Origin of the sequence: Corynebacterium sp. MSK071 (genome assembly GCF_030232125.1) — a bacterium.
Classification (GTDB): domain Bacteria; phylum Actinomycetota; class Actinomycetes; order Mycobacteriales; family Mycobacteriaceae; genus Corynebacterium; species Corynebacterium kefirresidentii.
Window position 1 is genome coordinate 197658 of the sequence record NZ_JASPJA010000005.1, and the last position, 22191, is coordinate 219848.

19 protein-coding genes and 1 pseudogene are annotated in these 22191 nt (G+C 56.7%); 18 read left to right on the top strand and 2 right to left on the bottom strand.

The window, feature by feature from the left end:
- Nucleotides 1-62: 62 nt before the first annotated feature.
- Nucleotides 63-1079, bottom strand: coding sequence for a DoxX family protein (locus QP990_RS05935; RefSeq protein ID WP_200287573.1), 1017 nt, complete (start codon nucleotides 1077-1079; stop codon nucleotides 63-65).
- Between the two features lie 77 nt (nucleotides 1080-1156).
- Nucleotides 1157-1759 (bottom strand): MBL fold metallo-hydrolase, encoded by a 603-nt coding sequence (locus tag QP990_RS05940; RefSeq protein ID WP_200287571.1) that lies wholly within the window; start codon nucleotides 1757-1759, stop codon nucleotides 1157-1159.
- A gap of 65 nt (nucleotides 1760-1824) precedes the next feature.
- Between QP990_RS05940 and uvrA the strand changes: the two genes are divergently transcribed.
- The 18 genes and pseudogenes from uvrA to QP990_RS06030 form a co-directional block, all read left to right on the top strand.
- Complete coding sequence (gene uvrA, locus QP990_RS05945; protein WP_239208556.1) at nucleotides 1825-4665, top strand: excinuclease ABC subunit UvrA; 2841 nt, start codon at nucleotides 1825-1827, stop codon at nucleotides 4663-4665.
- An 8-nt stretch (nucleotides 4666-4673) separates the two neighbouring features.
- Nucleotides 4674-5522, top strand: a complete 849-nt coding sequence (locus QP990_RS05950; RefSeq protein ID WP_239208554.1) for a hypothetical protein — start codon at nucleotides 4674-4676, stop codon at nucleotides 5520-5522.
- 270 nt (nucleotides 5523-5792) lie between these two features.
- Entirely contained in the window at nucleotides 5793-6314 is a 522-nt protein-coding gene (infC, locus tag QP990_RS05955; protein ID WP_080970442.1) for a translation initiation factor IF-3, read from the top strand.
- Between the two features lie 36 nt (nucleotides 6315-6350).
- On the top strand, nucleotides 6351-6545 hold the full coding sequence (gene rpmI, locus QP990_RS05960; RefSeq protein WP_023021641.1) for a 50S ribosomal protein L35: 195 nt from the start codon (nucleotides 6351-6353) through the stop codon (nucleotides 6543-6545).
- 55 nt (nucleotides 6546-6600) lie between these two features.
- Nucleotides 6601-6984, top strand: a complete 384-nt coding sequence (rplT, locus tag QP990_RS05965; protein WP_005323264.1) for a 50S ribosomal protein L20 — start codon at nucleotides 6601-6603, stop codon at nucleotides 6982-6984.
- Nucleotides 6985-7139: 155 nt separating this feature from the next.
- The gene (locus tag QP990_RS05970) at nucleotides 7140-7592 is read left to right on the top strand and encodes a TM2 domain-containing protein (protein WP_239205580.1); all 453 of its coding nucleotides are present in this window, start codon (nucleotides 7140-7142) and stop codon (nucleotides 7590-7592) included.
- Nucleotides 7593-7699: 107 nt separating this feature from the next.
- The gene (locus QP990_RS05975; RefSeq protein ID WP_239208552.1) at nucleotides 7700-8503 is read left to right on the top strand and encodes an RNA methyltransferase; all 804 of its coding nucleotides are present in this window, start codon (nucleotides 7700-7702) and stop codon (nucleotides 8501-8503) included.
- Nucleotides 8504-8604: 101 nt separating this feature from the next.
- Nucleotides 8605-9651 (top strand): phenylalanine--tRNA ligase subunit alpha, encoded by a 1047-nt coding sequence (pheS, locus tag QP990_RS05980; protein WP_023021638.1) that lies wholly within the window; start codon nucleotides 8605-8607, stop codon nucleotides 9649-9651.
- Between the two features lie 23 nt (nucleotides 9652-9674).
- On the top strand, nucleotides 9675-12188 hold the full coding sequence (pheT, locus tag QP990_RS05985; RefSeq protein ID WP_284798705.1) for a phenylalanine--tRNA ligase subunit beta: 2514 nt from the start codon (nucleotides 9675-9677) through the stop codon (nucleotides 12186-12188).
- Between the two features lie 149 nt (nucleotides 12189-12337).
- Nucleotides 12338-13381: an N-acetyl-gamma-glutamyl-phosphate reductase gene (gene argC / locus QP990_RS05990; RefSeq protein ID WP_284798706.1), complete on the top strand. Its 1044-nt coding sequence runs from the start codon at nucleotides 12338-12340 to the stop codon at nucleotides 13379-13381.
- Between the two features lie 16 nt (nucleotides 13382-13397).
- Nucleotides 13398-14567: a bifunctional glutamate N-acetyltransferase/amino-acid acetyltransferase ArgJ gene (argJ, locus tag QP990_RS05995; protein ID WP_023021635.1), complete on the top strand. Its 1170-nt coding sequence runs from the start codon at nucleotides 13398-13400 to the stop codon at nucleotides 14565-14567.
- 13 nt (nucleotides 14568-14580) lie between these two features.
- The gene (argB, locus tag QP990_RS06000) at nucleotides 14581-15516 is read left to right on the top strand and encodes an acetylglutamate kinase (RefSeq protein ID WP_239208548.1); all 936 of its coding nucleotides are present in this window, start codon (nucleotides 14581-14583) and stop codon (nucleotides 15514-15516) included.
- Complete coding sequence (locus QP990_RS06005) at nucleotides 15513-16691, top strand: acetylornithine transaminase (RefSeq protein ID WP_239208546.1); 1179 nt, start codon at nucleotides 15513-15515, stop codon at nucleotides 16689-16691. Before argB ends, QP990_RS06005 begins: the two co-directional genes overlap by 4 nt.
- On the top strand, nucleotides 16688-17608 hold the full coding sequence (argF, locus tag QP990_RS06010; protein ID WP_200287557.1) for an ornithine carbamoyltransferase: 921 nt from the start codon (nucleotides 16688-16690) through the stop codon (nucleotides 17606-17608). Before QP990_RS06005 ends, argF begins: the two co-directional genes overlap by 4 nt.
- Nucleotides 17609-17611: 3 nt before the next feature.
- Nucleotides 17612-18094, top strand: a complete 483-nt coding sequence (locus tag QP990_RS06015) for an arginine repressor (RefSeq protein ID WP_049358438.1) — start codon at nucleotides 17612-17614, stop codon at nucleotides 18092-18094.
- Between the two features lie 81 nt (nucleotides 18095-18175).
- Nucleotides 18176-19396: an argininosuccinate synthase gene (locus QP990_RS06020; protein WP_023021630.1), complete on the top strand. Its 1221-nt coding sequence runs from the start codon at nucleotides 18176-18178 to the stop codon at nucleotides 19394-19396.
- Between the two features lie 6 nt (nucleotides 19397-19402).
- Nucleotides 19403-20833, top strand: a complete 1431-nt coding sequence (gene argH, locus QP990_RS06025) for an argininosuccinate lyase (protein WP_284798707.1) — start codon at nucleotides 19403-19405, stop codon at nucleotides 20831-20833.
- Between the two features lie 218 nt (nucleotides 20834-21051).
- Nucleotides 21052-22113 (top strand): annotated as a pseudogene (locus QP990_RS06030) (amino acid permease); the annotation flags it as partial.
- Nucleotides 22114-22191: the final 78 nt, after the last annotated feature.

The window sequence follows — 22191 nt, forward strand, 5'->3', positions numbered from 1 at the left end:
ACGGCCCAGCATAAGGCTGGGCCGTGTGTCACTGCCGAGTTATTCGGCCGCAGAAGTTGTGGCTACTTAGAGCGCTTTTCCAGCTTCTTGATTGCTGCCTCAATCTTCTTATTTGCCTCTTTTTGCAGCTTCTCAGCATGCTTGGAAGCCTTCTTGCTTGCGCGCTTGGACTTCGCACCATCCAGCTTGGCGACGGCCTTATCTGCACGTGCCTGAGCCTTGGTAGCGGCCTTTACAGCACCGGTACGGGCGGTGTCGCGATTGGCTTGTGCGGCCTCAAGCCAGTCACGCTTGTTATCTTCAACATAGGTCTTGGCATTATCGACAGAGTCCTCAATGAAGGACTTTGCGTTGCCCAGCAAATCGCGGCCAGACTCCTGCCAATCGTCCTTATTGTCTTCAACATAAGTCTTGGCATCGTCAACGTAAGACTTTGCGGTATCGAGCAACCCGCGGCCGGTGGACTGCCAGTCATCCTTGTTGTCATCTACATAAGCCTGTGCCTTTGCAGAGGTTTCGTTGATCCAGTCGCCGGCCTTGGTGGAAACCTCGTTGGCACGGGCGGAGAGCTCTTCGCGCTTCTGCTCGGACTCAGACTTGGTAGGCAGCGCCTGCTGAATTTTCTTGTTCGTGCGCTGACCAGCCTTTTGTGCGCGCCAACGAAGGGAAGGCTTGCCCTCGGTGTCCTGGGTAGCGATAAACAAGGCGCCGAGCAAAGCGGTATTGGTAAGGAAGCCGTTGCGGCGAGTTTCCTTGTCTTCCTTGTTATCTGCAGCCCAGAAGTTGTTCTTAGCAATCAAGTTGGGCAGAGTTGCGGCGGCCAGAACCGCAGCGGAGGTGCGCGGTGCCTTGCCCAGAGCCAAGGTGGAGCCGGCGCCTACCTTAGCGCCGCCAATAGCGCGGGTAACCAGTTCCGGGTCATTGGGAATATAGCCCTGGTACTCAGAAGGAACGGCCTTGCGCACGCTCTTGAGGAAACCTTCGGTTTCCTTTACATGCTCGGACGCGTTGCGCAGGTTGTCTACGCCTTCCCATACAAATACAGATGCCAGCATGGGGCGGGCAAGCTTGCGAATCATAGTCCTTAAAGCTCCTTAGCTCGTTGTTTTAGACCTATCGTGTGCTAGACCATTGTACGCGGAAATTGGCCACTGGATCACCAGCGGCGCTCCCACCAGTCTTCCAGCTTGGGGCGCTCCTCGCCCAAGGTAGTGGACTTGCCGTGACCGGGGCGCACGATCGTATTGTCCGGGAACTCATCAAAGATGCGCGCGGTGACGTCCTTATACAGGCGTACGAAGTCACCTTCAGAGGTGGTCTTGCCCAAGCCGCCCGGGAAGAGTGAATCGCCCACGAAAAGATTAATTACGCCATCGATGTTTGTAACTAGTGCGGCGCCGCCTGGGGTGTGGCCGCGCAAGATGATGATGGGGAGGTCGAGGCCCGCGAACTTGATGGAGTCGCCTTCGCGGAGCTCAACGTCTACCTCGGCTGGGATAGCCGGAGAATCAAGGAAGGACGCGTAGTGGATAGCGCCGGTCTCAGAGAGAACCTCTTTGAGTGCGCGTACGTGGTCCCAGTGGCGGTGGGTGGTTAGTACCGCGGTGATTTTAACGCCGGCCTTCTGGGCCATGTCGAGGAGTGCGGGGGCGTCATCGGCGGCGTCGACAAGCAAGCCTTCTTCGCCCGCCTGCAAAAGGTAGCAGTTATTGTCCATCTCGGACACAGAAATCTGATGTAACTGAAGCTCGTTAGTCATGTGTCCCAGCCTACGGGTACATTCGAGGGAAGATTGCAATCCCTAGTACTGGAGGTCTGAGCACAGTGGCTGATCGTTTGGTGGTGCGCGGTGCCCGCGAGCACAACCTCAAGGGCGTGGATATCGATATCCCTCGCGATAAAATGGTTGTTTTTACTGGTCTTTCCGGATCTGGTAAATCTTCGCTGGCTTTTGACACCATCTTCGCAGAAGGCCAGCGCCGCTACGTAGAATCCTTGAGTTCTTATGCCCGCATGTTTTTGGGGCAGATGGACAAGCCTAATGTGGAGTTTATTGACGGTCTGTCACCCGCAGTGTCTATCGATCAAAAGTCCACCAACCATAATCCGCGTTCTACGGTGGGCACGATTACGGAGATCTATGATTACCTGCGTTTGCTCTTCTCCCGTGCCGGAACGCCACACTGCCCAAAGTGTGATGCCGTAATCGAGCGCCAAACGCCACAGCAAATCGTCGATGCCGTGCTGGCGCTGGAAGAGAAACTGAAGTTTCAGGTGCTCGCACCGGTGGTGCGCAAGCGCAAAGGCGAGTTTGTTGATCTCTTCCAGGATTTGTCCGCTCAGGGCTATTCCCGCGTCCGAGTGGACGGGGAGACCTATCAGCTAAGCGATCCGCCCAAGTTGAAGAAGCAGATCAAGCACAATATTGAGGTAGTGGTTGATCGCCTGCAGGTAAAGGCCTCGCAAAAGCAACGCTTAACGGATTCGGTGGAAACAGCGCTGCGCTTGGCAGATGGTCTAGTCACCATTGAGTTCGTGGATAGGGAAGAACTCACCCATACCTATTCGGAGAAGGCGGCCTGTCCGAATGGCCACACGTTGACCATTGAAGAATACGAGCCCCGTGCCTTTTCCTTCAATGCTCCGTTTGGCTCCTGCCCGGTGTGTGATGGCCTGGGTACCAAATTGGAAGTTGATGTTGATCTGCTCATTCCGGATCCAGATGCTCCAGCTGTAGATGCCATTCAACCGTGGCACTCCAGCCCCAATTCCCGCTACTTTGTCAAGCTAGTAGAGGGTTTAGGCAAGGCTATGGGGTTTGACCCCAAAACTCCGGTGAGTGAATTAACCGAGGAACAGCGCCACGCGCTGATCTATGGCACCGATGAGGAAGTCCAGGTTCGATATAAGAACCGTTACGGGCGCCAGCGTAATTGGACCGCCCCATTTGAAGGCGCTACCGGGTTTATTCACCGCAAGCTGGAAACTACCGATTCTCAATCCCAAAAGGATCGCCTGCTGCAATATACCCGCCGCGTGCCATGTAGCACCTGTAAGGGCACCCGGCTGAAGCCGGAGATCTTGGCCGTCCGCTTGGCCTCCACGACTCACGGTGAGCAGTCCATTGCCGGGCTTTGTGCGCTCTCTATTGAAGACGCCTCTGAGTTCCTAGACTCCCTGGTGCTGGGGCACCGTGAGGAAATCATTGCCGGGGCAGTGCTTAAGGAGACTCAAGCCCGCCTGCGTTTCCTCCTGGACGTCGGTTTGAATTACCTCACGCTCGATCGCGGCGCGTCTACGCTTTCCGGCGGTGAGGCGCAACGTATCCGTCTGGCTACTCAGATTGGCTCCGGCTTGGCCGGAGTCCTCTATGTACTCGATGAGCCATCCATTGGTTTGCACCAGCGCGATAACCAGCGGCTTATCAAGACCCTGCAACGCCTGCGTGATATTGGAAACACCCTCATCGTGGTCGAACATGATGAGGACACCATCCGGGAATCAGATTGGCTCGTCGATGTGGGCCCTCGTGCGGGCGAATATGGCGGCGAAGTGGTCTACCAAGGTGAACCAGCCGGAATCGAACAGGTAGAAGAGTCCCTCACCGGCCAGTACCTTTCCGGCAAAAAGGCGCTTGCCGTACCGGACCACCGCCGGGAGATCGATAAGGACCGCACCCTGAAGGTAGTGGGTGCGCGGGAGAATAATCTCAAGGGCATCAACGTGGAAATCCCGCTGGGAGTCCTAGTATGCATTACTGGTGTGTCTGGCTCGGGTAAATCCACCGTGGTCAATGAGATTTTGGCTAAGACTTTGGCCAATAAACTTAACCGCGCCCGCCAGGTTCCCGGCCGTGCCAAGCGCGTCGAAGGTGTGGAGCACCTAGATAAGCTGGTGCAAGTTGACCAAAGTCCGATTGGCCGTACCCCGCGTTCTAACCCGGCGACCTACACGGGTGTCTTTGACAAAATCCGTAACCTTTTTGCCGAAACCCAGGAAGCAAAAGTCCGCGGCTACAAGGCTGGACGCTTCTCCTTTAATGTCAAGGGCGGGCGCTGTGAGGCGTGCCAGGGCGATGGCACCATCAAGATCGAGATGAATTTCCTTCCAGATGTTTATGTGCCGTGTGAGGTGTGTGAAGGAGCACGCTATAACCGCGAAACCTTGGAGGTGCACTACAAGGGCAAAAACATTGCCGAGGTTCTAGACATGCCAATCTCTGAGGCAGCGGACTTCTTTGAACCCATCAACTCCATTCACCGCTACCTTGCCACGCTTGTCGACGTCGGCTTGGGTTATGTACGCCTCGGCCAAGCTGCTACTACGCTTTCCGGCGGCGAGGCGCAGCGCGTCAAGCTAGCTTCCGAGCTGCAAAAGCGTACCAACGGTAGGACGATTTACATTCTGGATGAGCCGACTACTGGACTGCACTTTGAGGATATTCGCAAGCTGATGCTGGTTATCCAAGGCTTGGTGGACAAGGGTAATTCGGTGCTTGTTATTGAACATAACCTTGATGTCATCAAGGCAGCGGACTGGATTGTTGATATGGGCCCGGAAGGCGGTGCGGGCGGCGGTACCGTTGTGGCGCAGGGAACCCCTGAAGACGTTGCGCAAGTAGATGGCTCCTATACCGGTGGCTACCTAAAGGGCATGTTGAAGTAGGGCAAAGCGTGAAAAATATCCGCCTTGTAGTTAGCCTGCTCGCAGCTCTCGGTCTGTGTACCATGAGTGCCTGCTCTAGCGACCCCAAGATAGAAGATGCCCCAGTGTCAACGACTACCTCTGCGGTGCCGGATCCAGCTGAGGTGCGTGCTCAGCTTGACCGTGCGGTGGACAAAACCGCAAAGAAGTATCATGCAAAGGTAGGGGTCGCCATTTCCGCAGGTGAAGACACTTTTGCGGCGGGCGATAAAGGTGAGGGGCCAGTGTGGTCCACCATCAAGGTGCCCATCGCCATTGCGGCGCTCAAAGACGGTGCGGATAAAAGCTTGGTGGACTTGGCTATCAAGGAATCTGATAATGATGCCGCTTTTGCCTTGTGGTCGCAGGTGCAATGGCGCGAGGGCTCGGCAGAAAATGCGGTCAAAGCTTTACTCGACGACTACGGATCACACGCAGATATTCATGACTCCGCTTTTGGATATTCCACCTGGGAGTTAAAGGACCAAGCAGTATTTGGCGCTGAACTGCCGTGCATTCCAGAAGCGGACTACGTCCACAAGGTGCTCAAAGACATTGTGTCCTGGCAAAGGGTAGGTCTGTCTGCGCAGCCGCGAACCCGTGCGAAAAGTGGTTGGGGTCTGGATGAGGAAGAAAACGAGTACACCTACCGTCAGTTTGGAGTTCATGAGGTGGATGGAAAGCGCGTGGGAGTAGCGCTATCTGTCGTGATGGACGGGGAGGACTACGCCGATGCCGAACCAGCGGTTAAGTACCTCGCCCATCAGCTGGTAGATATCGTGGATACTGGGGTAGATGCAGGGGACATTAAAGCAGTCGCCCATTGTAAAACCCGCTAGGAACGTAGCAATTTGGTAGGAGGGGGAGGAGCTGCTAGTGTCAAAGGCACTACCGCCCATGACGCCTTGTCGAGGTTCGTGGGTCACAAGCGGAGTTTCTCCCACCCGATGCCGCGAACACGCTTCGTAGGATAAAGGTAAAGGTAACCAAGCATTCATGCTTGGCACTGTGAGAACTCCCGGCTGTCTATGGCAGACCGGGTTTGCTTCGTTTGTGGTCCCGGTAGGTGAACTACTTACTCATACACCCCCTAATCGAGGAGAACCACAATCAGCGCTGAAGCTCGCATCAATGAGCGTATCCGAGTACCCGAGGTCCGTTTGGTAGGCCCCGGTGGTGAACAGGTGGGCATCGTCCGTACCGATGATGCTCGCAAGCTTGCATACGAGGCTGACCTTGACCTAGTCGAGGTAGCTCCGAAGGCAAAGCCCCCAGTGGCCAAGATCATGGACTACGGCAAGTTCAAGTACGAGCAGGCTCAGAAGGCTCGCGAGGCCCGTAAGAACCAGCAGCAAACCGTGGTGAAGGAACAGAAGTTCCGTCCAAAGATCGATGATCACGATTATGAGACCAAAAAGGGTAACGTAGTCCGCTTCCTCGAGAAGGGATCCAAGGTCAAGGTGACCATCATGTTCCGCGGTCGTGAGCAATCGCGCCCGGAGCTCGGTTTCCGCCTCTTGGAGCGTTTGGCTGATGACGTTGCCGAAGTTGGCGTCGTTGAGTCGCGCCCCAAGCAGGATGGTCGCAATATGACCATGGTCTTGGGTCCGGTTCGCAAGGGCAAGAAGTAGACCAGATTCCACGTAGGATTTAAGGACTTAATACTCATGAAGCAGAAGACCCACAAGGGCACCGCCAAGCGTATCAAGGTGACCGGTTCCGGCAAGCTGCGCCGTGAGCAGGCTGGCCGCCGCCACCTGCTGGAAGGCAAGCCGTCCAAGCGTACCCGCCGCCTGAAGGGCACCGAGGCAGTCGCAAAGCCTGACACCAAGCGCGTAAAGCGTCTGCTCGGCCGCGCTTAGTAGCGCCGAATCAACCCACATCCGCCATCACAATCTGAATTAAGGAAGTATCACTGTGGCACGAGTAAAGCGCTCAGTTAACGCCAAGAAGAAGCGTCGCGCGATTCTGAAGTCCGCTAAGGGCTACCGCGGCCAGCGTTCCCGCCTGTACCGTAAGGCGAAGGAGCAGTGGCTGCACTCCATGACTTACGCTTATCGCGATCGCCGCGCCCGTAAGTCTGAGTTCCGTAAGCTGTGGATCCAGCGCATCAACGCTGCTGCCCGCATGAACGACATCACCTACAACCGCCTCATCCACGGCCTGCGCCTGGCTGAGATCGAGGTTGACCGCAAGATCCTCGCTGAGCTTGCTGTTAATGACTTCGAGGCATTCTCCGCACTGTGCGAGGCTGCCAAGGCTGCTCTGCCTGAGGACGTAAACGCTCCTAAGGCTGCCTAATCATTAGAGCTTTCGTGCCCGCATTCTCCGGCCTTGTTAACCGGGGTATGCGGGCATTTTGGTTTTCGTTACCTTTGTTTAACTAGGGTGCTCGGCCTCACATGCTAGATTTATCCCAGACCCCGTGAAAGCCGAGACCCAGGAGAACATTTCCTATGACGAATCCAAACGGAGACTACCAACCTGATAATGGCGAGTACTCTGGCCCGTCCGATTACAATAACCATGGTCAGCAGTACAACCCTTATAACCAGCAAGCTAACTACCAGCCGCAGTATGGCCAAGGCTATGCACCGCAACCCAACATGGGTGCTTACCCGGTGCAGCAACAGTATGTGGCTCCGGGCCAGCAGAAGTCGTGGATCGCCACCTTGCTATTGTGCTTTTTCCTAGGCTCTTTCGGCGCACACAACTTCTACACTGGCCGTACGACTTTCGGCGTGTCACAGTTGGTGCTCAATATCTTGGGCTGGGCTACCTTCTGGTTCTTGCTCGGATTCGCCTTCTGGGCCATCCTCGGTCTTTGGGTGTTTATTGAGTTCATCATGATCATCGCCGGTGCCGGTGATTACGACAAGGACGCCCGCGGCGTCCCCCTCGCTAAGTAGAACTTACCTGTGCGATCCTGTTGCCGTGCGGCAACAGGAATTTTCGTTCTTATAAGGGACTCAGGGGTGAGTCTGAGAAGAAGGAATTGGCAGGTAGGGTAGTAGCCATGAATTTGGATTTTGACTCTGCCTTTACTGAACGCACTCCGCGCATTGTTAACGCAGCCAAGCTGCACCGTGCGGCTAACCGGAAGAAGGCGAAGCAATTCCTCATTGAGGGAGAGAATGCGGTAGACGCGGCGGTATCTACCGGCGCTGCAGTCGACGTTTTTGTTACTGAGAAGGCGGCAGATCGTTTTGGTGACATCATCACTGCATGCGGTTACATGGGAGTGTACGTCCATCCCATCACCGATAAGGCGGCTAAGCATCTTTCCGATACAGCCACGACTACGGGGCTCTTTGCGCTTTGCAATCCGGTGCGCTGGTCCGCGGGCAAAATCCTGAACGGCAAACCAAGCCTCGTTTCCGTTCCCGTGCTGACTTCTGAGCCGGGCAATGCCGGCACCTTGATTAGAACCTCGGATGCAATGGGCGCCGATGGTGTCATCTTCGCAGGTGAGACCGTTGATCCCCTCAGCTGCAAAGTAGCGCGCGCTTCGGCCGGCTCGCTGTTTCACGTACCTGTAGCGCGGGACCCCAATATTAAAGACGTGTTGGGTCAGCTGCGTAAGTCGGGCATGCAGATTGTGGCAACTGCTGCCGACGGTGAAGTGGACCTAGCGGAGGCAGGCTTGTCTCAGCCAACAGCGTGGCTATTTGGCAATGAGGCACACGGGCTCGGCGAGCTGCTGGAGGAAGCAGACATGCGGGTGCGGATTCCACTGCGTGGACGCGCAGAATCTCTTAACCTCGCAACTGCCGCAAGCATTTGTCTTTATGAGTCGGCTAAGGCGCAAGCGGATAACTAGTGTGACCCGAATGAAAAGGGGGTCCCTGGCGCGGTCGCGCTAGCCGCAACAGAGTAAGATTGCACGCGTTAGTTTTCGCGCGAGAAGAAGGTACGAAATACGTGTCCGATACACCGCAGATCGAATTGACCGAAGAGGCTCTTGGGGCCGCGGCCGATAAGGCTATCGCAGCCTTCGACGCAGCCGAAACACTTGATGAGTTGGCTGCTGCCCGCCGTGAACACCTAGGAGACGGCGGCTATATTCCGCAGGCTCGCCAATCGCTGGGGCAGCTGCCCAAGGACCAGCGCAAAAGCGCCGGCAAGGCCGTCAACATGGCCCGCGGCAAGATGGAAAAGCGCTTTGCTCAGGTTAAGGATGTCTTGGAACAGCAAGCTCGCGAGGAGCAGTTGCGAGCCGAGACCGTAGATGTCACGATTCCTACCACCCGCACCCAGACCGGTGCCCTTCACCCGATTACCGCGTTGTCTGAGCGCATCGCTGATATTTTCGTCGGCATGGGATGGGAAATTGCGGACGGCCCAGAAATCGAGGCAGAGTACTTTAACTTCGATGCTCTGAACTTCAAGCCGGACCACCCAGCACGTACCTTGCAGGATACGTTCCACGTCTCGGGCGAGGGTTCTAGGCAGGTGCTGCGTACCCATACCTCCCCGGTACAGGTGCGCACCATGTTGGAGCGCGACGTGCCGCTTTATATTGCCTGCCCGGGGCGCGTATTCCGCACAGATGAGCTGGATGCCACCCATACCCCGGTTTTCCACCAGGTAGAAGGATTGGCCGTTGATAAAGGCCTGACCATGGCTCACCTGCGCGGCACACTAGAGCACTTGGCCAAAGTACTCTTTGGGCCGGAAACTACTACGCGTATGCGCGTGAACTACTTCCCATTTACTGAGCCCTCGGCCGAGGTCGATGTGTGGTTCCCCAATAAAAAGGGCGGCGCTGGCTGGATCGAGTGGGGCGGCTGCGGCATGGTCAACCCCAATGTTCTTCGCGCCGTAGGCGTAGATCCAGAGGAATACACGGGCTTTGCCTTTGGCATGGGCCTTGAACGCACACTGCAGTTCCGCAATGGATTGACCGATATGCGCGATATGGTCGAAGGCGATGTTCGCTTTACTCTACCGTTCGGCGTACAGGCCTAAACCCAGAAAGGATAGACACACTAATGCTTATTTCCCAAGACTGGGTTACCCGCATCCTCGGTGCTAAGAACCCCGGTTGGAGCGTTTCCGCTGCCGATATGGATTCTGGATTCGTGCGCGTAGGTTTTGAGACCGAGGGATACGCCGCTGTTCCAGAGAGCACGGGGCAGCTGGTTATTGGCCAGGTCGTAGAGATTGAAGAGCTCACTCAGTTTAAAAAGCCCATTCGCTACTGCCAGGTGAATGTAGGCCAGGCTAATGGCACAGGCGAACTGCAAGGCATCATTTGTGGCGCTCGCAATTTTCGCCTGAATGACTATGTTGTCGTTGCGCTTCCCGGCTCGGAGCTTCCTGGTGGCTTCAAGATCGCGGCACGCGAGACCTACGATCACATTTCAAACGGCATGATGTGTTCCGGCGCTGAACTCGGCTTGGGCGCGCAAGCCAACGGCATCATCGTCTTAGGCGATGAAGTCGCCGATAAAGTGGGCGAGGATGCGCGCTCGATTATCGGCTTGCACGATACCGACTTTGACGTAAACATCACCCCAGATCGTGGTTATGCACTTTCCGCACGCGGTTTGAGCCGCGAGATTGCCTCCGCTTTTGATCTGGAGTTTGCCGATATTGCCCAGGATCCTTCCGCGGCTGGCATAGATACCTCCGCTGTGCCGGAGGCGCAGGGCTCGCTTATCGACGTCACTGTGGCCCCCGAAACCAAGGCACAGCGCTTTGGCCTCCGCAAGGTCAGCGGCATTGACCCGCAGGCACGCACCCCGTTTTGGCTGGAACGCGAGCTAATGCTCTGCGGCCAACGCAGCGTGAATCTGCCTACGGACATTACTAATTATGTGATGTTGCTTTTGGGCGCACCAATGCATGCCTTTGACGCCAACGTGATTCAGGGGAACCTCGTTGTCCGTAACGCAGCGGAGGGGGAGAAGTTTGAGACTCTGGATCATGTAAAGCGAGAACTTTCTGCAGAAGACGTGGTCATCTGTGATGACAATGGCATCCAGTCCTTGGCCGGCGTGATGGGCGGGACTACCTCTGAAATCTCGGCGGAGACCACAGACGTTGTCTTCGAATCTGCTATTTGGGATCCGATTACCGTCGCGCGTACCTCTCGCCGCCATAAGTTGTCTTCCGAATCCTCTCGCCGGTTTGAGCGCGGCGTAGATCCGGCGATCGTAGAGGTCGCCCTAGACACCGCATGTGCGCTGCTCCAGCAGCTAGCAGGCGGCACCATTGAAAAGGGTCGTACGCTTATCGGGGACGTCGCCAAGCGCGAGCCCATTGCTCTGCGCACCGCAAAAGCCAGTGAATATGCCGGCGTTGACTACTCCCGTGAGACCGTTATTTCCCGTCTTGAAGAAGTCGGCTGCACCGTCGGGGATGAAGGTGAGCAACTGCAGGTAACACCAGCAACCTGGCGCACCGATATTGCAATGGATGTTGACCTCGTCGAGGAGATTCTGCGCCTTGAGGGCTTGGAGGATATTCCTGCCGTGCTGCCTACCCCGGCCGGCGGCCGCGGGCTAACCCCGGCGCAGAAGCGTCGTCGGGCTATCGGACATGGTCTTGCCTATGCCGGCTATGCCGAGGTATTGCCTGCACCGTTCGTGGCTAATAATACGTTTGATGTGTGGGGCCTCGACAAGGATGATGCTCGCCGCCGCACCGTAGAAGTGCAAAATCCGCTTGAGGCGGATAAGGCCATCTTGTCTACGACGCTGTTGCCGAACATGTTGGAGGCCATCGCCCGCAATGTGGCTCGTGGCCGCAGCGATCTCGCCCTGTATGGGCTGCAGCAGGTGGCGTTCAAGCGCGCTGCGGCATCCCCTATGCCTTCCGTAGAACAGCGACCTTCTGCAGAGGTGGTTTCTCAGCTCCTTGATACCCTGCCTGAGCAGCCGCTTCACGTTGCTACGGTGGCTACGGGCAATATTGAGCATGAAGGACCGTGGGGCGAGGGCCGTGCATATAGCTACGCCGATGCTATCGAATCCGCCCGTCAGGTCGCCCGCGCCGCTGGTGTGAATATTGAGCTGGAGGCAGCACAGGTTCTGCCGTGGCATCCTGGCCGCTGTGCAGCCGTGAAGGTGGCTGGCACCGACGTAGTACTGGGCCATGCTGGTGAGCTGCACCCGCAGGTCTTGGAGGCCCTGAACCTACCTGCGCGCACGTGCGCTATGGAGCTGGACATTAGCGCCATGCCGTTGGAAGAAAAGTTCCCCGCACCGGTGTTGTCCTCGTTCCCCGCATTGCACCAAGACATTGCCTTGGTAGTGGATGAAGACGTACCCGCCGAGCGTGTGCGCGCCATCGTGGAAGAGGGAGCAGGAGAGCTCATCGAGTCCGTCGAACTCTTCGATATTTTCCGTGGTGAGCAGCTAGGAGATGGCAAGAAGTCCTTGGCCTTCCAGCTTCTATTCCGCGCCGCGGACCGCACGTTGACGGATGACGAAGTCAACGAGCACCGCATGGCGGCGGCGGAATTGGCTAAGCAGCGCCTGGGCGCAGAAATGCGCGCGTAGTTAAACCCTGCTCAGGGGGCGGTGAGATTTAACTCACTTCCCCCTTTTTCATACATTATTTTCATTACTCGACGTTCATTTACCTGCGGAATCGGACAATCTGACTGAATAACATACGGTTGGGTGTATTTATTGCTATAGTCCCTTCTATGACGATTTCAGTAGCAATAGCAGGTGCGACCGGGTACGCGGGAAGCGAAATCCTTCGCCTGCTGCTGTCGCACCCGGCGTATCTTGGCGGCGAACTACGCATTGGGGCGCTAACTGCCTATTCCACCGCAGGGAAGAAGGTCGCTGAGCTTATGCCGCACCTCCCGCAGCTGGCAGACCGTGCCATTGTGGGCACGACCGCTGAAAATCTTCGCGGGCACGACATTGTATTTTTGGGCCTTCCACACGGTCATTCTGCGGCGATTGCTCAGCACGTGGGGCCGCAGACCACAGTGATCGATTGTGCGGCCGATTTTCGCCTTCGCAATAAGAAGGACTGGGACGCCTTTTATGGCGGAGAGTACGCCGGGCATTGGCCTTATGGAATCCCCGAGATTCCAGGCAATAGGGAAGTGCTGCGCGATGCCAACCGGGTAGCTGTGCCGGGGTGTTTTCCCACGGCGGTAACCCTCGCAGGTTTGCCGACAGTTGCCCACGAACTCGTTGAGCCGAGCCTCTCGGTGATTGCTATTACCGGTGTTTCCGGAGCCGGGAAGAAGGCCTCCGTGGCGCAACTCGGCGCGGAAACTATGGGAAACCTGAAGGCATATAAGCCCGGCGGCACGCACCGACATACCCCGGAAATCGTGCAAAATCTGCAGCCGTTTGCGCAGGAAAAGCTTGACGTCAGCTTCACTCCGGTTCTAGCTCCCTTAACCCGAGGCATCTTGGCGACCATAACGGCGGGGATGAAAGAGGGCGTCGGCAAGCGGGAAGTAGAGACTGCATTCGGTGAGTTTTATGCCCAAGAGCCCTTCTGTCACGTGCTTCCCGCCGGTCAGCAGCCCGAGACCCAAAACGTTGTAGGTACCAATATGGTTCACCTCCAAGCCCATGTGGATGAACGCGCCCGACGCCTCGTGGTTACCGCAGCACTGGACAACCTGTGCAAAGGAACAGCCGGCGCCGCCGTGCAATGTATGAACCTAATACTCGGCTGGGATGAAACTTTGGGCTTGCCGCAAGCGGCCGTGGCCCCATAAAAACTAGGAGAAAATTATGAATGCAGCAGGAATTACTGGCCCGGCCGGCTTTAGCGCCGGCGCTACCACAGCGGGGATTAAACCCTCAGGCAAACCCGATATGGCATTAGTTGTCAATAATGGACCACGCTTTGATGCGGCGGCGGTATTTACCCGTAATCGTGTTGTGGCCTCGCCGGTGAAACTCTCCCGCAAGGCGGTGGCCGATGGCCAGCTTGCCGCTATTGTCTTTAACTCTGGAAACGCCAATGCGTGCAATGGCCCGCGGGGCGATGCGGATGCCTCCGCGCTGGTAGCCGAGGTTGCCCACTCCTTGTCCCTTCCAGAAGGAAATATTGCCGCCTGTTCGACCGGGCTTATAGGCGAGCCTTTGCCTATGGAAAAAGCGTTGGCTGGTGCAGGCGCTGTGGCGAAGGCCCTAGGCGGCAGCGCGGACCATGCTCACGCAGCGGCCGAGGCTATTTTGACCACCGATACCGTAACTAAGGAAGCCGCCTATGTTGGGGCCGGCTGGTCCGTTGGGGCCATGGGCAAGGGGGTGGGCATGATGGCCCCCTCGCTGGCGACGATGTTGGTGTGCCTTACTACCGACGCCGCCGCAAGCGCCGCTGCCCTCCAGAGTGCCCTGGACAAGGCCGTGTCGCAGACCTTCAACACCCTCGACGTGGATGGATCAACTTCTACTAATGACACGGTGATCCTCATGGCCTCTGGGGCCTCGGGTGTTTCGCCCAGCCAAGAAGAATTTGAAACGGCGGTGCTGGCGGTTTGCTCAGACATTGCGGAGCAATTGCAAGCAGATGCAGAAGGTGTAACCAAGCGCGTCAAGATCACTGTGGAAGGCACTGCCACCGACTATCAGGCCCTCAACGCCGCGCGCACCTTGGGCCGCGACAACCTGTTCAAGTGCGCCATGTTCGGCTCTGATCCGAACTGGGGGCGCGTCCTTGCGGCGGTGGGGATGGCAGATGCAGAAATGGACCCGGAAAATATCTCGGTCTATTTCAATGGCCAGCCGGTGTGTCGTGCCTCGACGGGTGTACCCGGCGCGCGCGAGGTGGACCTTAGCGGGACTGATATCGATGTCTACGTGGACCTTGGAACGGGAGGTACTGGGTCTGCGTTCGTGCGGACCACGGATCTCTCTCACGCCTACGTGGAAATCAATTCGGCGTATAGCTCCTAGGGAGGAGATGAAAATGTTTAGTGGGCTTAGTGATCAAGAGCGCGCCACCGTCCTAGCGGATGCCCTCCCGTGGCTCCAACATTATCGGGACACCATCGTAGTGGTGAAATACGGCGGCAATGCCATGGTGGACGAAGAACTTAAAGCTGCCTTTGCTGCGGACATGGTCTTTTTGCGCACCGTGGGCGTTAAGCCGGTGGTGGTGCATGGTGGTGGGCCACAGATCAACTCCATGCTCCACAAGCTTGGTATAGAAGGGGAGTTTCGAGGCGGCTTTCGCGTGACCTCTCCGGAGATCGTGGAAGTAGTTCGCATGGTGCTTTTTGGGCAGGTAGGTCGCGGATTAGTCAACCTCATCAATTCGCACGGCCCATATGCGGTGGGGACCTCTGGCGAAGACGCGGGACTATTTCGGGCCACCAAAAGGTTGGTGGAAGTCGATGGAAAACCTACCGATATTGGGATGGTCGGAGACATCGTAGAGGTCAATCCCACGGCCGTGATGGACATTATCGACGCTGGGCGCATCCCAGTGGTCTCGACCATCGCACCGGGAGAGGACGGCGCAATTTATAACATCAATGCCGATAGCGCGGCTGGGGCTTTGGCTAGCGCAATCGGGGCAGAGCGTTTGGTCATTCTCACCAATGTGGAAGGCCTATACACTGACTGGCCAAACCGCGAATCCCTCGTGTCCAAGATCGAACGTGGTCAACTTTCCAGGCTTCTTCCCCGACTGGACTCTGGCATGATTCCCAAGATGGAATCTTGCCTCAAGGCAGTAGAAGGCGGGGTATCGGCCGCGCACGTTATCGACGGCCGGATTGGCCACTCGGTGCTGCTAGAGCTTTTAACCCCGGGTGGAGTCGGAACCATGGTGCTGCCAGATGATTATAAGCAACACGACTACCCCGAAGGGACCATCTTCAGGAAGGATGATGCAGCATGAACAAGCCACAGAGCTTGACACAGCGGTGGTCGGAGACGGTCGTTGATACCTATGGCACACCGTCCATAGGTCTCGTCTCCGGCCAAGGGGCGACGCTTAACGATGAGCACGGTAAGTCCTATATTGATCTACTAGCAGGCATTGCGGTTAATTCCTTGGGATACGGCAATGAGCACGTAGCACAGGCGGTATCCCACCAGGCGCGCACTTTGGCGCATACCTCGAACCTCTTCGCCACTCAGCCAGTGCTGGATGCGGGAGCGAAGCTGATTGAGCGGGTGGGAGACGATAGCGCCCGAGTGTTCTTCTGTAACTCTGGCGCCGAAGCCAATGAGGCTGCATTTAAGCTTGCTCGCCTGACCGGGCGCCGGCGAATCCTCGCTGCCGAGCACGGCTTTCATGGACGAACCATGGGGGCACTGGCCTTGACCGGTCAGCCCGATAAACAGCGCTCTTTCCGCCCGTTGCCGGGAGGAGTGGAGTTCTATCCGTTCGGGGATGTGGAGTATCTGCGTCAGCTGGTGGAACAAGATCCCCAGGACACTGCGGCCATAATCCTGGAACCTATTCAGGGAGAAACTGGCGTCATTCCGGCCCCTGCGGGGTTCATGAAAGAGGTCAGCGAGCTGTGCGATGAATACGGAGTCCTATTAATCGTTGACGAGGTACAAACAGGCGTAGGCCGTACCGGGACGTTCTTTGCCCACGAGGTAGAAGGAATTCAACCGGACGTTATCACTATGGCGAAGGGCTTAGGTGCCGGACTACCCATCGGCGCAACGATTACCCGAGGGCGTGCCAAGGGTCTTTTTGGGCCCGGCTCTCATGGCACCACCTTTGGCGGGAACCCCGTGGCGTGCGCTGCGGCAAACGTAGTTCTTGACACCGTAGATGCGGAATTGCTCGCAGAGGTGACCCGCAAGGGGGACTATGTGCGGCAGAAATGTGAAAAATTTTCAATTGTAGATCGTGTGCGCGGCCGAGGTCTTATGCTGGGCCTTGTATTAAGCACACCGGTGGCTAAGCAGGCCGTGCGGGACGGGCTCGCACACGGGCTTATTCTCAACGCTCCCAACGAGAATGTTCTTCGACTAACCCCACCTTTGGTCATTTCCCAGCATGAACTCGACACAGCACTATCAACTCTCGGAACCATATTGGAGGAACTGGCATGAGCTTGCGGCACTTCCTAGCTGACGATGATCTCAGCCCACAAGAACAAGCGACGGTTTTAGATTTAGCTGAAAAGCTAAAGAAGGAGCCCTTTGCAGAGCGCCCCTTAGAAGGCCCCAAGACCGTGGCGGTTCTCTTTGATAAAACGTCTACGCGCACCCGCTTTTCCTTTGAAACCGCGGTAGCGAATATGGGCGGCAGGGGTATTACCGTCGACACTTCTACAACCCAGATGGGCAAGGGGGAATCTTTTCAAGATACGGCGGCGGTGCTTTCAAGGTACGTGGAGGCCATTGTGTGGCGTACGTTTGAGCACGACAATCTGCTCCAGATGGCAGAGACTGCTACCGTACCTTTGATTAATGCGCTTTCTGATGACCTACATCCCTGCCAGATCCTGGCTGATTTGCTGACCTGTCGCGAGAATCTAGGTGATCTGCCGGGTAAAAAGGCCGTCTACCTAGGCGATGGCGATAATAATATGGCCAACTCGTACATGATCGGTTTTGCCACGGCCGGTATGGACGTCTCCATCATTGCGCCAGAGGGATTTCAGCCTCGCCAGGAATTCATTGACCGCGCGCGTCAGCGGGGCAATATCACCATTACTGATGATGTCAATGAAGTAGAAGGCGCAGACGTCGTGATTACGGATACCTGGGTTTCTATGGGACAGGAAAATGATGGTCGTGATAGGCACACGCCGTTCCTGCCTTATCAGGTTGACTCGACCATAATGAGCAAAGCACATAAGGATGCAATATTCTTACATTGTTTGCCGGCGTACCGTGGAAACGAGGTCACGACTGAGGTGATCGATGGTCCGCAGTCGCGAGTCTTCGATGAAGCGGAAAATCGCCTGCATGCGCAGAAGGCGCTTCTCGTCTGGTTGCTCGAAGTAAATAAGGAGATCAACTAAGTAATGAACACCCCGACCACCCGCAATGCTCGGCAGGCCAAGATTCTAGAGATTTTGGACCGCAATCGCGTCACCAGCCAGGTGCAGCTATCCGAGCTGCTTCTCGCAGACGGCATTGACATCACGCAGGCCACTTTGTCCCGTGACTTGGATGAGTTGGGAGCGAAGAAGGTAAAGCGTGATGGCGGCCGTTCCTATTACATGGTCGGCGGTGAGCTGGAGCAATTTGAAGATCAGGTGGGAGGGCCCCGCGAAAAGCTGCGACGCATGCTCGATGAATTGGTGGTATCCCATGATTCTTCCGGCAATATTGCGATGCTGCGCACGCCAGCGGGCGCGGCCCAGTACCTGGCTAGTTTTATTGACAGGGTAGGGCTGCACGATGTCATTGGTTGTATCGCCGGTGATGACACCATTTTCGTCTTGGCGCGCGAGGGTGTCACAGGCGCAGATTTGGCCGTGACGCTTACCACGCGGAATCTTTAGACGGTGGGAGTGGAAATTCTTACCACCGTCGTATATTATGTACTTAAATGAATTGTTTCCAATAGATCGAGGAGATTTACCATGTCCGCACGCGTAGTCTTGGCCTACTCCGGTGGCCTTGATACTTCTGTTGCTATTCCGTATCTGGCAAAAATGACCGGCGGCGATGTTGTTGCCGTTTCCCTGGACTTGGGTCAAGGTGGCGAGGATATGGAATCGGTGCGCCAGCGTGCACTTGACTGCGGTGCCGTAGAGTCCATCGTTATCGATGCCAAGGATGAGTTCGCAGAGGAGTACTGCGTTCCCACCATTCAGGCAAACGGCATGTATATGAAGCAATACCCGCTGGTATCGGCCATTTCCCGTCCGCTCATTACCAAGCACCTTGTTAAGGCTGCCCAGGAATTTGGCGGCACCCACGTCTCCCACGGCTGCACCGGCAAGGGCAATGACCAGGTACGCTTTGAGGTTTCTTTCCGTGCCCAGGATCCTTCTCTCGAAATTATCGCTCCTGCACGTGATTATGCGTGGACCCGCGATAAGGCCATCGCCTTTGCGGAGGAGATCAACCTGCCAATTGAGCAGTCCGCCTCCTCGCCATTTTCTATCGACCAGAATCTGTGGGGCCGCGCCGTCGAAACTGGATTCCTAGAGGATCTGTGGAATCCACCGACAAAGGACCTATACGCCTACACCGAGGACCCGGGTCTGGGCAATGCCCCGGATGAAATTATCCTCTCCTTTGAAAAGGGCATCCCCGTGGCGGTAGATGGCCAAAAGATGTCCCCGCTGCAGATCATTGAAGAGGTCAACCGCCGCGCAGGTGCACAGGGTATTGGTCGCCTAGATATGGTCGAGGACCGTTTGGTGGGCATTAAGTCCCGTGAGGTCTACGAAGCTCCGGGTGCAATGGTCCTTATCCAAGCGCACGAAGCGCTAGAGGATGTCACTGTGGAGCGCGAGTTGGCTCGCTACAAGCGCCTCACCGATGCTCGTTGGTCCGAGGAGGTCTACGACGGCCTCTGGCATTCGCCGCTGAAGCGTTCCCTGGACGCTTTCATTGCGGAATCTCAGGAAAACGTCACCGGCGATATTCGCCTAAGCATGCACGCCGGCACCGCCACGGTGACCGGGCGCCGCTCTGGCCAGTCGCTGTATTCCTTTGATCTTGCCACCTATGACACCGGCGATTCCTTCGACCAAACCGCCGCAAAGGGCTTTGTTCAGCTGCACGGCCTGTCTACCCAGATTTCCAATCAGCGCGACCGCGATGGCGGTTTCCCGACCAGCGCCCAGAAGTAGAAGCATATGGAATCACATAAGACTAATGAAGGTGCCCTGTGGGGCGGCCGCTTTTCCGGCGGACCCTCCGAGGCAATGTTTGCCCTCTCTGTATCCACCCACTTTGACTGGGTCCTCGCGCCTTATGACGTATTAGCCTCCAAGGCGCATGCCAAAGTGCTGCACAAGGCAGGCTTGCTATCCGACGCCGACCTGGACACCATGCTCGCCGGTCTCACCGAGCTAGGGGAGAAGGTGGATTCTGGCGAATTCCGCCCGGCGCCGACAGATGAGGACGTCCACGGTGCGATGGAACGCGGGCTCATTGAGATTGTCGGGCCGGAAGTAGGCGGTCGCCTGCGTGCTGGCCGCTCGCGTAATGACCAGGTAGCGACGCTGTTTCGCATGTGGGTACGCGATGCCATTCGTGATACCGCCGCCCAGGTGAGCGACTTGGTGGATGCCTTGGCCGATCAAGCCGCATCCCATCCCGATGCCATCATGCCGGGCAAGACTCACTCGCAAGCCGCGCAACCAATTCTGCTAGCATACGAACTTTTGGGCCATGCGCAGCCGCTTCTGCGCGATATCGAGCGCCTGCAGGATTTGGACAAGCGCCTAGCCGTGTCTCCCTATGGCTCTGGCGCGCTTGCTGGTTCATCTTTGCAGCTCGACCCAGAGTCGATTGCAGAAGAGCTAGGGTTCGACTCCGCTGCTGAAAACTCCTTGGACGGCACTGCGGCTCGTGACTTCGCATCCGAGACTGCCTTCGTTTTGGCGCAGATCGCGGTGGATATGTCCCGCCTCTCGGAAGAAATCATCTATTGGTGCACACCGGAATACGGCTATGTCACGCTTGATGATGCTTGGTCGACGGGTTCGTCCATCATGCCGCAGAAGAAGAATCCGGACGTGCCGGAACTTACCCGCGGCAAGACTGGCCGCCTTATTGGCAATCTCACTGGGCTTTTGTCCACGCTGAAGGCTCAGCCGCTGGCCTATAATCGTGACCTGCAGGAAGACAAGGAGCCAATCGTTGACTCGGTGACACAGCTTAACCTGCTGCTGCCGGCGATGACCGGTCTTGTATCGACGCTGACGTTTCATGAGGACCGCATGCGCGAGTTGGCTCCGCGCGGGTTTACGCTGGCTACCGATTTGGCTGAATGGATGGTCCGCCAAGGTGTTCCTTTCCGTGAAGCGCACGAAGCCTCCGGCGCCTGCGTACGGATTGCTGAGGAACGTGGGGTGGACCTAATCGACCTCAGCGACGAGGACCTAGCGGGCGTCGACAAGCGGCTAAAACCAAGCGTCCGTGAAGTGCTCACCATCGATGGAGCAGTTGCCTCTCGTGACACCAAGGGTGGCACGGCCGGCGCTCGGGTGGCTGAGCAACGGGAAAAGGTACGTGAACGGGCCGCCGCTGCCCGTACCTGGGCGCAGACTCCACTGCGCTAACTAGTTTTCCCTCGGAATACCGCATGGCCGTAGGCCATGCGGTTCTTTTATGCCTAGATGTGGGGGTAGGGGATTAGCCCCTATTCCCAACCCCCCAACTGCATTGTTGAACACAATGGGGGTGCCGGTGACGTGGGTTACAATGTGGTGCGGTACTATCCTTGCAGAGAATGTGACCTAACAGACGCATTCATGTCAATGAAAGGACGATCTCTCCCATGACAGTAAATTCGCCGCCGCCCACAGCGGGGCCGCACGAGCACGAGAAGGCGGTCTACGCTTCGGAAGACCACGGCCTGCAAAAGGGGATGGGCAATCGCCAGCTCCAGATGATCGCCATCGGTTCTGCCATTGGTACCGGTCTTCTTTTGGGTACCGGTAGCCGCTTGCAAGACGCCGGACCGTTCCTAGCGGTGCTGTACCTTATTTGTGGCTTCTTTGGCTATATCATCCTGCGTTCTCTTGGCGAGCTCATTGTCTATCGCCCCAGCTCCGGTTCCTTCGTCTCCTATGCCCGTGAGTTCTACGGTGAGAAGACCGCTTTTGTCACAGGCTGGTTGTACTGGGGAAACTGGGCGATGACCTTGGTGGCGGACGGCACAGCCGTAGCTATCTACATCAAGTGGTTTAGCCAGTACACGTCGTGGCTCGACGCCGTTCCGCAGTGGGCACTGGCCCTCGTTGTTATCTGCGGCATCCTTGTATTCAACATGCTCTCGGTGAAGATCTTCGGCGAGCTGGAGTACTGGTTCTCCCTCATCAAAATTGTCGCGTTGATCATCTTCATGTTGGTGGCCATCGGTGTCCTTATTCTTGGCCACCCGAGCGGCGATCCCACCGGCTTTAGCCTCTTTTCTGATAACGGTGGCTGGCTGCCCAATGGCCTCATGCCTGCCGTCATCGTTGTCCAAGGTGTCGTCTTTGCCTACGCCGGCATCGAGCTTGTTGGAACCACCTCCGGTGAGACTAAAAATGTAGAAAAGCATATCCCGCGCGCAGTCAACAATGTGCTGCTCCGCATCTTGATTTTCTACTTCGGCTCCGTGCTATTGCTGACCTTGGTGTTGCCATACACTAACTATGTCGCAGATGTTTCGCCGTTCGTGACCTTCTTTGAGTCCCTGGGCGTTGGCGCGGCGGCTCCGATTTTCCAGCTTGTCGTTATCACCGCTGCGATTTCCTCGCTCAACGCTGGCCTGTATTCCACCGGCCGCATTATGTACAACATGTCCACCTCCGGCTCCGGCCCGAAGTTTGGCGCTCGCATGTCCAAGTCTGGTGGGCGGAATCAAGCGGTGGATGCGCCACGCTTGAATAGTTCGTTAAGTATTTCACGTGGGGTTGCGCCGCCGAGGATT

Bases quoted from the DNA above. Each gene is read 5' to 3' on its own strand.
- QP990_RS05935 (WP_200287573.1), bottom strand. From the start codon at position 1,079: ATGATTCGCAAGCTTGCCCGCCCCATGCTGGCATCTGTATTTGTATGG.
- QP990_RS05940 (WP_200287571.1), bottom strand. From the start codon at position 1,759: ATGACTAACGAGCTTCAGTTACATCAGATTTCTGTGTCCGAGATGGAC.
- rpmI (WP_023021641.1), top strand. From the start codon at position 6,351: ATGAAGCAGAAGACCCACAAGGGCACCGCCAAGCGTATCAAGGTGACC.
- QP990_RS05970 (WP_239205580.1), top strand. From the start codon at position 7,140: ATGACGAATCCAAACGGAGACTACCAACCTGATAATGGCGAGTACTCT.
- QP990_RS05975 (WP_239208552.1), top strand. From the start codon at position 7,700: ATGAATTTGGATTTTGACTCTGCCTTTACTGAACGCACTCCGCGCATT.
- pheT (WP_284798705.1), top strand. From the start codon at position 9,675: ATGCTTATTTCCCAAGACTGGGTTACCCGCATCCTCGGTGCTAAGAAC.
- argC (WP_284798706.1), top strand. From the start codon at position 12,338: ATGACGATTTCAGTAGCAATAGCAGGTGCGACCGGGTACGCGGGAAGC.
- argJ (WP_023021635.1), top strand. From the start codon at position 13,398: ATGAATGCAGCAGGAATTACTGGCCCGGCCGGCTTTAGCGCCGGCGCT.
- argB (WP_239208548.1), top strand. From the start codon at position 14,581: ATGTTTAGTGGGCTTAGTGATCAAGAGCGCGCCACCGTCCTAGCGGAT.
- QP990_RS06005 (WP_239208546.1), top strand. From the start codon at position 15,513: ATGAACAAGCCACAGAGCTTGACACAGCGGTGGTCGGAGACGGTCGTT.
- argF (WP_200287557.1), top strand. From the start codon at position 16,688: ATGAGCTTGCGGCACTTCCTAGCTGACGATGATCTCAGCCCACAAGAA.
- QP990_RS06015 (WP_049358438.1), top strand. From the start codon at position 17,612: ATGAACACCCCGACCACCCGCAATGCTCGGCAGGCCAAGATTCTAGAG.
- QP990_RS06020 (WP_023021630.1), top strand. From the start codon at position 18,176: ATGTCCGCACGCGTAGTCTTGGCCTACTCCGGTGGCCTTGATACTTCT.
- argH (WP_284798707.1), top strand. From the start codon at position 19,403: ATGGAATCACATAAGACTAATGAAGGTGCCCTGTGGGGCGGCCGCTTT.